17 protein-coding genes and 1 pseudogene are annotated in these 13,390 nt (G+C 62.6%); 10 read left to right on the top strand and 8 right to left on the bottom strand.

All coding sequences use genetic code 11. The features are described 5' to 3' along the window. Positions 1–67 precede the first annotated feature (67 nt). Positions 68–340: a hypothetical protein gene (locus tag AC54T3_RS04005; RefSeq protein WP_496622545.1), complete on the top strand. Its 273-nt coding sequence runs from the start codon at positions 68–70 to the stop codon at positions 338–340. Then, positions 337–555, top strand: coding sequence for a hypothetical protein (locus AC54T3_RS04000; RefSeq protein WP_496622544.1), 219 nt, complete (start codon positions 337–339; stop codon positions 553–555). Before AC54T3_RS04005 ends, AC54T3_RS04000 begins: the two co-directional genes overlap by 4 nt. A 7-nt stretch (positions 556–562) precedes the next feature. On the opposite strand, the gene AC54T3_RS03995 is transcribed toward AC54T3_RS04000, so the two are convergent. The 4 genes from AC54T3_RS03995 to AC54T3_RS03980 all read right to left on the bottom strand — a co-directional run bounded on the left by AC54T3_RS03995 (position 563) and on the right by AC54T3_RS03980 (position 1,892). Continuing rightward, positions 563–1,105 (bottom strand): GNAT family N-acetyltransferase, encoded by a 543-nt coding sequence (locus AC54T3_RS03995; RefSeq protein ID WP_496622542.1) that lies wholly within the window; start codon positions 1,103–1,105, stop codon positions 563–565. Further along, the gene (locus AC54T3_RS03990) at positions 1,071–1,382 is read right to left on the bottom strand and encodes a type II toxin-antitoxin system TacA family antitoxin (RefSeq protein ID WP_496622541.1); all 312 of its coding nucleotides are present in this window, start codon (positions 1,380–1,382) and stop codon (positions 1,071–1,073) included. Before AC54T3_RS03990 ends, AC54T3_RS03995 begins: the two co-directional genes overlap by 35 nt. 68 nt (positions 1,383–1,450) lie before the next feature. After that, the gene (locus tag AC54T3_RS03985) at positions 1,451–1,747 is read right to left on the bottom strand and encodes a helix-turn-helix domain-containing protein (RefSeq protein ID WP_496622540.1); all 297 of its coding nucleotides are present in this window, start codon (positions 1,745–1,747) and stop codon (positions 1,451–1,453) included. Then, positions 1,737–1,892, bottom strand: a complete 156-nt coding sequence (locus AC54T3_RS03980; protein ID WP_496622538.1) for a hypothetical protein — start codon at positions 1,890–1,892, stop codon at positions 1,737–1,739. Before AC54T3_RS03980 ends, AC54T3_RS03985 begins: the two co-directional genes overlap by 11 nt. Before the next feature lie 79 nt (positions 1,893–1,971). On the opposite strand from AC54T3_RS03980, the gene AC54T3_RS03975 reads away from it, so the two are divergent. The 5 genes and pseudogenes from AC54T3_RS03975 (at position 1,972) to AC54T3_RS03955 (ending at position 5,518) form a co-directional block, all read left to right on the top strand. Beyond that, a complete protein-coding gene (locus AC54T3_RS03975; protein WP_496622536.1) occupies positions 1,972–3,444 on the top strand; it encodes a type I restriction-modification system subunit M in 1,473 nt (490 codons plus the stop codon). Between the two features lie 81 nt (positions 3,445–3,525). Next, a pseudogene (locus AC54T3_RS03970) lies at positions 3,526–3,585 on the top strand (hypothetical protein); the annotation flags it as partial. A gap of 46 nt (positions 3,586–3,631) precedes the next feature. Next, on the top strand, positions 3,632–3,730 hold the full coding sequence (locus AC54T3_RS03965; RefSeq protein ID WP_496622535.1) for a hypothetical protein: 99 nt from the start codon (positions 3,632–3,634) through the stop codon (positions 3,728–3,730). A 51-nt stretch (positions 3,731–3,781) separates the two neighbouring features. Beyond that, a complete protein-coding gene (locus AC54T3_RS03960; protein WP_496622533.1) occupies positions 3,782–4,219 on the top strand; it encodes a secondary thiamine-phosphate synthase enzyme YjbQ in 438 nt (145 codons plus the stop codon). A 6-nt stretch (positions 4,220–4,225) separates the two neighbouring features. Then, the gene (locus tag AC54T3_RS03955) at positions 4,226–5,518 is read left to right on the top strand and encodes a RuBisCO large subunit C-terminal-like domain-containing protein (RefSeq protein WP_496622532.1); all 1,293 of its coding nucleotides are present in this window, start codon (positions 4,226–4,228) and stop codon (positions 5,516–5,518) included. 43 nt (positions 5,519–5,561) lie between these two features. Here the strand turns inward: AC54T3_RS03955 and AC54T3_RS03950 are convergent, their stop codons facing one another. After that, positions 5,562–6,758 (bottom strand): TsoY family (seleno)protein, encoded by a 1,197-nt coding sequence (locus AC54T3_RS03950; protein ID WP_496622530.1) that lies wholly within the window; start codon positions 6,756–6,758, stop codon positions 5,562–5,564. Positions 6,759–7,009: 251 nt separating this feature from the next. Beyond that, positions 7,010–8,434 carry an ABC1 kinase family protein gene (locus tag AC54T3_RS03945; RefSeq protein WP_496622528.1) on the bottom strand — a complete coding sequence of 475 codons (1,425 nt, stop codon included), beginning with the start codon at positions 8,432–8,434 and terminating at the stop codon, positions 7,010–7,012. Positions 8,435–8,586: 152 nt separating this feature from the next. On the opposite strand from AC54T3_RS03945, the gene AC54T3_RS03940 reads away from it, so the two are divergent. Both AC54T3_RS03940 and AC54T3_RS03935 read left to right on the top strand, forming a co-directional pair. Continuing rightward, a complete protein-coding gene (locus AC54T3_RS03940; RefSeq protein ID WP_496622527.1) occupies positions 8,587–8,970 on the top strand; it encodes a hypothetical protein in 384 nt (127 codons plus the stop codon). A 23-nt stretch (positions 8,971–8,993) separates the two neighbouring features. Further along, a complete protein-coding gene (locus AC54T3_RS03935) occupies positions 8,994–10,049 on the top strand; it encodes a thioredoxin family protein (RefSeq protein WP_496622525.1) in 1,056 nt (351 codons plus the stop codon). Positions 10,050–10,061: 12 nt separating this feature from the next. Here AC54T3_RS03935 and AC54T3_RS03930 read toward each other — a convergent pair whose 3' ends face one another. Then, complete coding sequence (locus tag AC54T3_RS03930; protein ID WP_496622524.1) at positions 10,062–10,334, bottom strand: hypothetical protein; 273 nt, start codon at positions 10,332–10,334, stop codon at positions 10,062–10,064. Then, positions 10,335–11,684 carry a metalloprotease PmbA gene (gene pmbA / locus AC54T3_RS03925; RefSeq protein WP_496622522.1) on the bottom strand — a complete coding sequence of 450 codons (1,350 nt, stop codon included), beginning with the start codon at positions 11,682–11,684 and terminating at the stop codon, positions 10,335–10,337. 250 nt (positions 11,685–11,934) lie between these two features. On the opposite strand from pmbA, the gene AC54T3_RS03920 reads away from it, so the two are divergent. After that, on the top strand, positions 11,935–13,086 hold the full coding sequence (locus AC54T3_RS03920; RefSeq protein ID WP_496622520.1) for an ATP-binding protein: 1,152 nt from the start codon (positions 11,935–11,937) through the stop codon (positions 13,084–13,086). Positions 13,087–13,390 lie beyond the last annotated feature (304 nt).

Below are 13,390 nucleotides of genomic sequence, written 5' to 3'. Positions count from 1 at the left end.
ACATCTTGAACGGCGCATCCGAACAACGGCTGGACAATCGGGCATTTCCGGTGGCGACATCAAATCCATGCCAGTTCCCCTCTGCTCCTCCGTTGAACAAACCGAAATCGTCCGCCTCCTCGACACCCGACTCGACGCCGCCGACGCGCTGGAGGCCGACATCGACGCCGCTCTCACCCGCGCCGATGCCCTGCGCCAGTCCATCCTGAAAAAAGCCTTCTCCGGCCAACTCGTCCCCCAAGACCCCGACGACGAACCTGCCTCGGTGCTGCTGGACCGGATCAAGGCGGGCCGCACCACATCCTCGAAACATCGCCGAACGAGAAAGTCCACTGCATGAACAACAAAAAAGGTCGTTCCATCGAGCTGTTCTTTGTCGACGGCTCGCCTGACGGGATGGTGACGGCGACCATCCCGTTTCAGTGGTCGGGCCATGTGTTAGTCACCCAGCGGACGCAGTTAAAAGAGGCCATCGCTACCCGTAACGCTGAACTCATGCATATTCTTCGTCGCATTCGCTATCGGGTTTTTCAGATCAGGAAATGTTGCGAATGAGGTTTGCTCAACCCGGACGATCTGCTTCGGGTGACGCGTGTTCTGCGCGCGCTGCCCTGCCCATTGAGGCAGTGACCTTTGCCGACAGGAACAACAACAGCGGGTTATCTGGTGCTGATTGAAAGCCCAGGCGCCGGTAATAATTTGCCGCCTGTTCATCCAGTGCGTCGACAAACAAACCAATCCCACCCGCTTCGGCGTAGATGCGCTGCGCGCGCGTCATGGCATCGACCAGCAGCAGTTCGCCCAGACCTTTGCGCTGATACTGACTGTCGACAGCCAAGCGCCCCAGCCGTACACCGGGGATGCGACCTGGTAACTTTTTGCGCCAGGCTTCGGACAGATGCCGGTTGTCGAGTTCTGCCAGCGTTAACGCGTAATAGCCGCAAATGCGCTCTGGCGCTTCCTCGCGAACGGCGATGAAGGTCTTCGACAGCCCTTTGTCCTGATGCTGACGGGCGACCTGCCACAGCCAGCTGTTCAGTTCCTGTCGGCCGCAGTCGAAGCCCTGCCGATCATGACTCCCAGTTAAAGCTTGTACCTGCATCATCGCGTTTGGCTGTCTGGTAACGGGTCAGGGCGGCTTTCAACGTGGCATTGGGCTCAGGCGGGTTGTCCATCAGGTCGAGCAACCAGTTCCAGTCGCGCGGCGAGAGGCGGATGACCTCTTGGCGCTCGATGACCTCCTGAGCCTCTTTCAGCGCAGCTTGTACCAGAAACTGATTGACCGTGGCGCCGGTCAGTTCAGCGGCACGGCACAAGGTTTCATAAACTTCGTGGGGCACGCGTGCCCCGATGCGGTCTTGTTTGGTGGTGGCGGTTCGCATTTTCCATGCTCCAGCGAGTGCTTGAGCGCCTAGTCTATCACTGGCGCCAATTTGGCGCCAAACTGGCTCTAAGGCGCTTCCTTATCTGATCGACAGCGTGACCAGGCCGTAAGCTGGCACTCGGCGACCTTGAACAGCGTGCGCGCCGCACCGCTCGGCTGGCGTCTGCCCTGTTCCCATTCCTGCAGGGTTCGCACGGACACCCCGAGCAGTTCAGCGAACCGCGCTTGCGAGAGCCCGGTCCGGTGTCGCGCGGCCTGGGCCGGTGGGTACACCACTGTTCCTTGACCGGCTTTCATCTGGCGGACGGATTCGAGCAGCTTCTCGCCGAGCGCTTCACCCGTGATAATGTCGTTATCTTGCATCGCCGATGGTCTCCCGAACGGCTTTTAAGAGGGCACCGCTCAGCGGGTGCTTGCTGAGCCAGGCGCAAAACTCGCCGCGCTCGTCATCGGTCCAGATGGAGCGCGCATCAGCCGTGAACAGGGGCGTCTCGATGATCGTGTACATCAATCCAGGGTACGTCTAAGACGTATTTCAGGCAAACAGACGCCAACGTCCTTCGCGCAACTGAACAGGCAGCACTCTCATGACCACCGCCCCTATCGTCTCCAAGGTCTGGAGCTTCTGCACCACGCTGCGCGACGATGGCGTCGGCTATGGCGACTATCTGGAGCAGCTCACCTACCTCATCTTCCTCAAGATGGCGGACGAATACGCGCGCCCGCCCTACAACCGCGATGTCGGCATCCCTGCAGGCTATGACTGGACCAGCCTGACCACCCGGCGCGGTGCGGAGCTGGAGGCGCACTACATCCTGCTGCTGCGCCGCCTGGGCGAGCACAAGGGCATGCTCGGGCAAATCTTCACCAAGGCGCAGAACAAGATCACCGACCCGGCCAAGCTCTACCGGCTGATCGACATGGTCGACGGCACTCAGTGGGTGATGCTGGGCGCCGATGTGAAGGGCGACATCTACGAGGGGCTGTTGGAGCGCAACGCCGAGGACACCAAATCCGGCGCCGGTCAGTATTTCACCCCACGCGCGCTGATTCGCGCCATGGTCGAGTGCGTGCGCCCCGAGCCGGGCAAGACCATCGCCGATCCGGCTTGCGGCACTGGCGGGTTTTTCCTCGCCGCGCATGATTACCTGACCGATCCAACGCACCACGCGCTCGACAAGGATCAGAAGGCCTTCCTGAAACACGCCACCTTCCAAGGCAACGAGATCGTCGCCGGTACGCGACGGCTGTGTCTGATGAATATGTTCCTGCACGGGATCGGCGAGATGACGGGCGAGAGCCTGGTCTCGCCTGCCGATGCGCTGATCGCGCCGCCGTCGCAGACCTTCGACCTGGTGCTCGCGAACCCGCCCTTCGGCAAGAAAAGCGCCATGAGCTTCACCAATGCCGAGGGCGAGCAGGCCACCGATGACCTGACCTACAACCGCCAGGATTTCTGGGCCACGACCTCGAACAAGCAGCTCAACTTCGTCCAGCACATCCGCACCCTGCTCAAGACCACCGGCCGCGCCGCCGTGGTGGTGCCGGACAATGTGTTGTTCGAGGGCGGCGCCGGCGAGACCATCCGGCGAAAATTGCTCCAAACCACCGATCTGCACACCATCCTGCGGCTACCGACCGGGATCTTCTATGCCCAGGGCGTGAAGGCGAACGTGATCTTCTTCGATCACCGCCCGGCCAGCCCCGATCCGCAAACCGCCCAAGTCTGGTACTACGACTATCGGACCAACGTGCATCACACGCTCAAGCAAAAGCCGCTCACCTACGCCCATCTCCAGGATTTCGTCGCCTGCTACAACCCGGCCAACCGGCACGAACGCCAACCGACCTGGAGCGAACAGACGCCGGACGGCAGGTGGCGGGCATTTTCGCGGGAGGAACTGCTGGCGCGCGATAAGGCGAGTCTCGATGTCTTCTGGCTGCGTGATGCCACGATGACCGATCTCGACAACCTTCCCGAGCCCGAGGTGCTGGCAGAGGAGATCGTCGAGCACCTGCGCTCGGCGCTTGCAAGCTTTGAGTCCGTCAATGCGGCCTGAGCCAGTCTGCCAACGGCCCATGAACGCAGGGCCTTTCATGCTCGCCTATACTGTGGCTCCTGCCGTTCCTGAGCAGCCGCTATGACAGCACCGAGTTTGTATGAGCAAGACGTCGCCGCCTGGGCCGAGCAGCAAGCGGCATTGATCCGGGCTGGACAGTTCGAGCAGCTCGATCTGGGCCGATGCGGTGACCAAAGCGATCGAGGAGACGGGGCTGGGCGGATTCCCCGAGGACTGCCCTTGGAGCATGGAGGAGATCATGGACGACACCTTCTTTCCCGGATGATGATGTTTACCCTGAAGCGCGCTGAGAGCCATTGAGCCGAGAGCCATCGATATGCTGACACGCCTTGACACCATCACATTGCAGACGACAGCGCCGATCCAGCTTGTCGACATCACCGAGCAGGTGCGCGAATGCTGCGCCCGCAGCGGAGTGCGTAACGGATTGGTAACGCTGCTCTCGCGCCATACCACGGCCTCGCTCTGCCTGAATGAACGCGAGACCCAGCTGCAGCGCGATATGGTGACCTTCCTCAAGCGCCTGGTGCCGCGCGATGGCGATTACCTGCATAACCTCGCGCCGGTCGATGATCGCGACAACGCGCACGCGCATCTGATGGCGCTGTTCACCAATGCCTCCGAGACCATCCCGATCGCCGACGGCGAGTTGTTGCTCGGCGGCTGGCAGTCGGTGTTCTTCGTCGAGCTGGACGGCCCGCGCCCGGAGCGCAGCGTGACCTTGCAGTTTCTTGGCCAAGCGGCGGAGGACTGAGCGATCATGCGTGCTGCCGATATCGATGGTTTCTACACGGATGCGTCGACGCTCGATGCCGAGGCGCATCTGATCCTCGACTACCGCATCGAATGCCGGGGCGATCCGCGCGTCGCTGCCGCCCATCTGTGCAGCGAGCAGTCGACCGCGCAATGGTCCCGGGTCGATATCGACGAGGACTATCGCCCGCGCTTTGCCGCCAAGGTGCTGGATCTGGAGGTCGTGACCGAGCTGTCCGGCACCAGCTATCCGCTCGCCCCGCCGGTCGATGGCCCCGTCAGCGTCTGTCGGGTGCGCATCGCGCATCCGCACGCGAATTTTGGCCCGCGCATCCCGAATCTGCTCAGCGCGATCCTGGGCGAAGGCCCGTTTTTTGCCCCCGATGTGCCGCTGATCAAGTTGCTGGATATCCAGTTTCCGGAGCGCTTCCTGGCCGCGTTCGAGGGGCCGCAATTCGGACTCCAGGGACTGCGCGAACGCTGGCAGATTCATAACCGGCCGTTCTTCTTCGGTGTGATCAAGCCGAATATCGGCTTGGAGCCAGAGCCCTTTGCCGAGCTTGGTTACCAGGGCTGGCTTGGCGGTCTCGATGTCGCCAAGGACGACGAGATGCTGGCCGATCCGGACTGGTCGCCGATCGCGCGCCGTTCGGCCCTGCTCGGTGCCGCGCGCCAGCGAGCGGAGCAAGCGACCGGCGAGCCCAAGGTCTATCTCGCTAATATCACCGATGAGGTCGATCGGCTGCTGCCGCTGCACGATCTGGTGGTCGCCAATGGTGCCAACGCGGCGATGGTTAACGCGCTGCCGGTGGGCTTGAGCGCCGTGCGCATGTTGCGCAAGCAGGCGCAGGTGCCGCTGGTGGCGCACTTCCCGTTGATCGCCGCCGCGAGCCGGCTGCCTTATTTCGGCGTCCATACACGGGTTTGGACCAAGTTGCAGCGTCTGGCCGGCTTCGATGTGGTGATCATGCCTGGTTTCGGCCCGCGCATGATGACAGCGGAGGATGAGGTACTGGAGTGCATCGCCGCCTGCGTCGAGCCGATGGGCACGATCAAGCCCTGTCTGCCGGTGCCGGGCGGGAGCGATTCGGCGGTGACCTTGCCCGGCGTGCATGAGCGGGTGGGCAGCGCCGATTTCGGTTTCGTCCCCGGTCGCGGGGTATTCAGCCATCCGATGGGGCCGCAGGGCGGGGCGGCAAGCCTGCGCCAAGCCTGGGAAGCCATCGCCGCTGGCGTGCCGCTCGCCGAGCATGCCGCTCAGTATCCCGAGCTGGCCGCAGCGATCAGGGCTTTTGGATGACATGTTGCCGGCGTCCGATGGATGCCGGCCAATAGGGATACCTTTAGATGACGACTTGTGGCTGCGCAGGCTTCCGCAACAGCTTCCGGTTGAGCTTGAGCAGCGTCTCCAAACTCTTCCATTGCACTAGGATCAACGGCAGCATCAGCACGAAGAAGGCCGGGGTCAGCGGTGTGACGATGTCGTTGCCGACCAGCCCGAACATGATCCAGAACCAGCCGAAGACGAAGAAGGCGACACCGGGGCAGATCAGACTGTAGGCGCCGGGGCTCTTCTGCTCACCATGCAGATAGTCGCGGAAGTAGCCGAGGCGGCGCATGACCACATAGCCGAGCAGGCCGAACAGGATCTCGAGCGAGAGGATGACCGAGGTCAGCACGAACAGCGCCGGCTTCGGCACCTCGAGATCGAACCCATGCTGCAGGCCCATGATCAGCCGCACCAGGGTGATGCCGGACAGGGTCAGGATCGGGATCAGAATCCACAAGCTGGGCGAGGCGCTGGCGGTCAGCCCATGCCGGAACATCGAGTTCACCCCCACCACCAGCTTGACTAGGCCGAGCAGCGCCGCGAGGCTCAGAAAGAAGATCGCAAAGAACAGCCCAATGGCATTGATGGCCTGGTTCTGACTCATCGCGCCCGGCGCGGCGAAGGCGACCGCGATCATCGCGAAGGCAAAGATCGGCATCATCTGACCCAGGTTGGCATTGCCGATGAAGTCGAAGGAGCCGGTGACCACCAAGCGCGCCAGGTAGCGACCGTACATGCGCAGCGCGAAGGCACCGAGCACGATGAGTATCACCAGCACGCCCGGGAATAGGTACTCGGCGATGCTCCACAGGCCGGGGATGGTGGCGGCGCCGACTGCGAATAGGACGTTGATGGTCATGGTCAGCGTCAGCGGAATGGTCATCAGGGCGACATCCTTGTTGCCGGACTGGATTTGCTCAAGGCTGGTCTCACGGCGCCAACGCCGATACTGCAACAGATTCCAGATCAACAGCCGCAGATGCATGACGGCCATCACCAGCATGCCGGCGAGTCCTAAGATGATCAGCGGGCGCACCCAGTCGGCGCCGGTCGCCCAGAGCAGCAGTAAGTCATCGGCGGTGACCACCGGGGTGTCCGGGTGTGGCACCAGGAACATGAAGTAGAGGAAGAAGGTCACGGTGAGTCCGCCCGCGCCGAGGGCGGCGAGGAAATACAGGGGGTGATAGCCCTGTTGCGGTGTCTTGGGCATGGTACGGCTCCGAGGAAGTGAGAGGATCGTTACAGTATTTAAGCATATACTAATATTATCATTGATAAATCGCAGTGGGCCTGATCGCTGCCTGATCAAGCAGGAGAATGCCCGGTCAGAGGCCCATGCGCTGACGACGCCTGATTTGTCAGTTCAGGCTCGCCGGTCAGGTTAGAAGGTATCCATCCACTGCTTCCCGATTTGAGAGCCACTGTCCGGCAATCATCGGGAAGCAGACAAAGCCCGAGCAGTCAGCTGGCCGTCGCCGACTGGGTGTTGTCCACTGCTCCCGGCTGGCCCAGGTCGGTTGTGCGGTCTGGCTCGTTGAGCCTTGCGGTTGGGTTCGAGTCGGCCAGATAAGGCTCCAGCATCGCGCGCAGATCGACCTGGGCGCGCAAGCGCCGGCAGAGCATGAAGATGCCGGCGAACTTGCGCTGCAGGAACATGGTCGCTGGCTCCGGCATGTGGCTGAACATCCGATCCTTGAACATATCGCGGCCACGCGCGAAGACGCGCTCGAACAGCGTTGAGTCGGCGAAATCATAGGGGCCGTCGCTGGTGATGATCTCGCCGGAGAGGCGGATCAGATCGAGCAGGCGTTCAGCCTGCTCCGTCGGCACCTCGCTGCCGATGTAGCCGAGCGCGCTCGCGCCTTGCCGCATCCTGGCGCGGTCGTCGGCCAGGGTGGCGCGGGCCAGTTGCCGATAGCCGTCGATTAGCGCCGGCGGGACCGCCCGCGTGGCGCCGAAGTCGAGCAGCACGATGCGGCGCGTCTCGGCGTCGTAGAGGAAGTTGCCGAAGTTCGGATCGGTCTGCACCAGCGCGAACTCGAACAGCTCGCGGATCATCAGCCGCGCCATCAGCGTGGCAACGCGGTTGCGCTCGGCGCGGCTGAAGTCGCTGGCGCTGAGGTGGTCGATCGAGACACCCTCGGCGAAATCCATCGCCAGGATGCGCGCGGTCGACAGATCCGCATGCACGGCGGGCACCAGAAAGTCCGGGTCATCGCCGATCAGCGCGCGATAGGCCCGCAAGGAAGCGGCCTCGGCTTCGTAGTCGGCCTCCTCGTGCAGCTGCAGCCGCGCCTCTTCGAGCATCGGCGCCGGGTCGAAGCCCTCGGGCATCGCGCCGAAGTTGCGGCTGAGAAAGCCGAGGTTGGCGATGTCGCTGTCGATCGATTCGCGCACGCCGGGGAACTGGACCTTGAGCGCCAGACGCCGGCCATCGCGGGTCTCGGCGCGATGCACCTGGCCGATCGAGGCGGCGGCGATGGGTTCGAACTCGAAGCGCTTGAACTGCGTGTTCCAGTCCTTGCCCCATTCGGCGGTCAGTACGCGGTTGAGCTGACTCAGCGGCATCGGCTCGGCGCGATCGCGCAGGGTCGCCATGATCTCGGCGGCCTCGGGCGTGAAGACGTCGGAGCCGTCCATCGACATTAGTTGCCCCATCTTCATCACCGCGCCGCGCATACGCGCGAGGCGGTTAGTCAGGCGCTGCGTGGCCTGCGGGCTGAGGCGGATGCGCTGGTCATCGCCTTCGCGGCCACGGGCCAGGTCGATCATGCCGCGCAGGCCGATGCCGGTGGCGAAATCGGTGGTCGCACGCCCCATGTGCCAGAGGCGGCTCAGGCGCTTGCTTGGGACGGCAAGCCCGTTTGTCGATGGTTTGTTCGCCATAGAGGGCACCTTGAGGAAGTCCGTTACACTGTTGTCGTCGTGGAGGCTCGACAATTAATGCACAAGCCTAACAGGGCCCATCATCGCCTGTAGATGATAGATCGCAGGCTCAGCGCCTGGGTCGCCAAGCCGCACAGAGGAATCCCTGACCTATGAGTACGATGATGGCCGTGCTACTGAACGGCGTCGCCCAGGTCGAATACGACCGCGCCAAGCCCCTGCCGGACTACCAGGGCGCCTACCTCGACAAGATGGATCGAAAGATGGAGGCCGAGGGCATCGAGATCGATGGTGAGCCCGTGCAAGCGCCAGCGCTGGCGCAGAAGGCGCAGTTCGTCGCTGCGAACCTGGCCAACGCGATCCTTGCCGATGACGAGTCACAGGTCGCGGCGATGACCACCTGGCTCGCGGTGCGGCTGCTCGACCTCAAGCAGGTCAAACTGCGCCAAGAGGAAGGTGGCTTCGCGATCGAACTCGAGTTCGACCAGGCCTACATCAAGCAGCATCCGGTGCAGATCACGCCGCGCCGGCAATGAGCCACAACTAGAAGGTAACCATCATGAGGCGATCCCTGCTCCTGTTCTCGTTGGCCTTTGGACTCACTGTGTTTGGGGCTAGCGGCTCGGTCTATGCCGCCGGCGATGAGGCCGTGCTCAATGACCTCAGCAACCCCGGCTATCAAGCCAAGCCGAGCTGGTTTAAGAGTTCCTTTCTCGATATTTCGGAAGACGTGGCCGAGGCAGCTGCGAAGGACCGGCGTCTGATCCTCTACTTCTACCAAGATGGCTGCCCCTACTGCGAAAAGCTGTTGCGCGAAAACTTCGCTGATCGCGAGATCGCGAAGACGGCACAGGATGGCTTCGATCTGGTGGCGATCAACATCTGGGGCGACCGCGAAGTGATCGACCTCGAGGGTGAGCCGACCACCGAGAAGCAATTTGCGGCCGCGCTGGGCGTGCAGTACACCCCAACCATGTTGCTATTTGATGAGGAAGGGCAGACGGTGCTGCGCATCGACGGCTATTTTCCGCCCCACCAGTTCCATCAGGGGCTGCGTTATGTTGCCCTCAAGCGCGAGCAGGCGGAAGAGACCTTCACAGAGTTCTACCGCCGGCAGCAGCCGACAGTGGCGAGCGGGCAGCTGCATCAAGAGACCGGCTTTCTGAAGGATCCGCTGCGGCTGGCCGAGAATCGGGCAAGCTCGGATCGGCCGCTGCTGCTGCTCTTCGAGCAGCCGGTCTGCGCTGCTTGCGATGAGCTGCATGAAGATATTCTGCAACGCGACGCAGTTGCTGAGGCACTTGAGGGGTTTGACGCTGCGGTCGTCAACGCCTTCTCTACTGATCCAATCCAGACCCCGGATGGGCGCGAGCTGCCGACCCGGGAGTGGTCGACCGAGCTTGGCATCATCTACACCCCGAGCCTGCTGTTCTTCGACGCTGATGGCAATGAGGTCTTCCGCACCGAGGCCTACCTGAAGACCTTTCATATCAACGGCGCCATGAACTATGTGGCCAGTGGCGCCTACCGCGACGAACCGAGCTTCCAGCGTTTCCTGCAAGGTCGCACCGCCGAACTGCAGGCGGAAGGGGTCGAGATCGATATGATGGAGTGATGCGGGATTGCCTCAGACGCCACGGATGGCGCGGTCGATGCGCGCCTTGGCCTCGACCCAGGCCGGATCGCCGATACCTTCAACCACCGAGTGCTCGATCAACGCATAGGCGATCTGCCGCTGATCGGCGCTTAGATCGCCGAGCTTGCTGAGCTTGAACAGCCGCCCGGCGCGGTCGTATTCCAGGGTGTTGACCAGCGCGTAGAGGGTCAGCGCCGCCGCCGATTCCGGGGCGGCCTCGATCGCGGCGATGGTGTCGGCGATGGCTTGGTTGTGGTCGATCATTCACTCACCGGCGATGGTCATCTCATCGAGCAGCCAGGAGCCGGTCGTTGTGCTGCCAACGAAATCGCAGTCGTTGCCGATCGCGACCAGCCCCTTGAACATGTCCTTCAGATTGCCGGCGATGGTGATCTCTTCGACCGGGTACTGGATCTCGCCGTTCTCGACCCAGAAGCCGGTGGCGCCGCGCGAGTAATCGCCGGTGACGTTGTTCACGCCTTGCCCCATGAGATCAGTCACAAACAGCCCGGTGCCGAGTTCGCGCAGCATGGCCGCACGATCGCGGTCGCTCATGCCGACCGTCATGTTGCGCACGCCGCCGGCATTGGCGGTCGTGGTCATGCCGAGTCGACAGGCCGAGTAGTGATCGAGCAGATAGGTCTGCAGCACACCATCGCGCAGGAGATCTTTCGGCGCGGTCGCCACGCCATCGCCATCGAAGGGCGCGCTGGCAAGACCGCGCGGCTGCAGGGGGTTCTCGCTCAGTTGCACGAAGTCCGGAAAGATCGGCTCGCCGAGCTGATCGAGCAGAAAGCTCATCTTGCGATAGAGACTGGAACCGTTGATGGCTCCGCACAGATGCCGCAATAACCCGGCCGCCTGCTCGGCGCGAAACAACACCGGCGCGCGCCGAGTGCCAAGGCGCCGAGCGCCGAGGCGGGCGACGGTGCGCTCGGCGGCGCGCCGGCCGACGCTTTCAGCGGATTCCAGATCCTCCGGCGCGCGCGCCGAGGTCCACCAATAGTCGCGCTGCATGTCGTCGCCGACCTTGCCGAGCACCGCGACGCTGAGCCCATGGCGTGTGCTGGGATAGCCGCCGACGAAGCCGTGGCTGTTGCCGTAGACCTTGATCCCGGCGTGCGTGCTGAGACTGGCGCCCTCGGAGTTGACGATGCGCGCATCCTGGGCGCGCGCGGCGTCCTCGCACTCGGTCGCCAGCCGCACTGCGTCATCGACGCTGAGGCCCCAAGGATGCTCAAGATCGAGGTTCGGGATCTCGCTCGCCATCAGCTCCGCTGGCGCCAGGCCGGCGCAGGGGTCTTCCTGGGTGTGCTTGGCGATGCTGCAGGCTTGCGCAACCGCGTCGCTGATCGCGCCGGCGCTCAGATCCGAGGTGCTCGCCGAGCCCTTGCGCTTGCCGAAGTAGACGGTGATGCCGAGGCCGTGATCGCGGGTGTGCTCGATGGTCTCGATCTCGCCCATGCGCACCGCGACCTCGAGCCCGGTGCTGGCGCTGACGCCGGCTTCGGCCGCGCTCGCGCCGCAGCGCTTGGCTTCGGTGAGGAGGTGATCGATGGCTGCTTCGAGCCGGTTGAGCTGGGAGCCGCTCTCTGCGGGGGCCAAATGCTTCATGATGTACTTTCTGATGCCTCTTCACTAGCCAGCGATTGCAACATACTCGCGAGTGTTTTGCGATCTTTTGGGATTCTGGGCATGGCGGAGCTGGGCGCCGGCGGCGATGCTGCAAGGGCGTCCACGCTGAGCCGCTCAAGCAACGTGAAGCGCGATCTTTTGCACAGCATTGAGAGCAACCGGTTTCCGGGCCTGTCACCGGCAGCGTTTACAAATTGCAGTTTCAAGCTTCAATTTGTAACATCGCGGCATGATACCTCGCCAAGCCGCACCCACCGCCCATCGTCTCGCGCAGGGCTTCCCCGTGCTCCTGATCACCGGTCCACGCCAGTCCGGCAAGACCACGCTCGCACGAGCGCTGTTTGCCGAGCGGCCCTATGTGACGCTGGAGAACCCGGAAAGCCGGGAATTCGCGCTGAATGATCCACGTGGCTTTTTGGCGCGATTTCCGGATGGCGCGGTGATCGATGAGGTGCAGCGCGCGCCCGAGTTGCTGTCTTACCTACAGGGGCATGTGGATGAGCGCCGGCGCATGGGCGATTTCATCCTGACCGGCTCGCAGCAGTTCGGCCTGATCGCCGGTCTCACGCAATCGCTAGCCGGACGCGTCGGGCGCATCGAGCTGTTGCCGTTCTCGATCCGCGAGCTAACCGCCGTGAATGCGCTCCCGCAGACGCTCGATCGCTTCATGTGGCAAGGCGGCTACCCCCCGCTCTACGATCGGCCGCTCTCGCCGCAGGATTGGTTCCCCAACTACATCGCAACCTATCTGGAGCGCGACGTCCGCCAACTGCTGGCCGTGCGCGATCTGAGCCTGTTCCAGCGCTTCGTGAGGCTTTGTGCGGCACGCACTGGACAACTCCTGAATCTGTCTGCGTTGGCCAACGATGCCGGCGTCTCGCACACCACCGCGCGCGAATGGCTGACGGTCCTCGAGGCAAGCTATCTCATCGTCTTGCTCCGCCCCTACCACGAAAACTTCGGCAAGCGGCTGGTAAAGACACCCAAGCTCTACTTTCTTGATGCCGGGCTGGCGGCCGCCTTGCTCGGTATCAAGGACATCGATGGACTGAGCATCCATGCGCAACGTGGCGCCCTATTCGAGACGTTGGTGGTCTCGGAGTTGATCAAGCAACGTTACAACCAGGGTCAGCCGGCAGAGTTGTACTTCTGGCGCAACAACACCGGCCAAGAGGTCGATGTCTTGTTCGAGGAAGGCACGCGCTTGCGCGCCGTCGAGATCAAGTCCGGGGCGACGCTGGTCAACAGCTGGCTGCGCAGCTTGCACCGTTGGCAAGAGTTAGCCGGTGAGCGGGCGTTGCCGCCTTGGCTGATCTATGGTGGCGACGAGGCTTATCAGCGTGAGGGGGTTGAGGTGATTCCTTGGCGGGCCGTGCTCTGACCGATAGATCATGCGAGTGATGTTCCTGCCAAACGGTCGAGACGGGGGTAAGATCGCGGAGGTGTTGGTTAATGATAATCTGCGCTTCTTTAGAAAAATTTAATGACTGTCTGGCTCTCAAAGAACTTCAATGCTTATTTTGAACCCATATCTTGAACAGCGCTTGACCGTCATCGCGCAGGAGCTTGAAATTTCGGTCCAAGAATTACTTGACGAAGCCGTTCAGACCTATTTACAGGATGCACAGGTTCAGCCCTTTTAAGGTGACCGTCGAGAACGGGCTGCCGCTTGCGCCAAGAGTTTA

The organism is Halochromatium sp. NSM3, from assembly GCF_059621085.1.
This window is presented reverse-complemented; position numbering and strand designations above follow the sequence as displayed.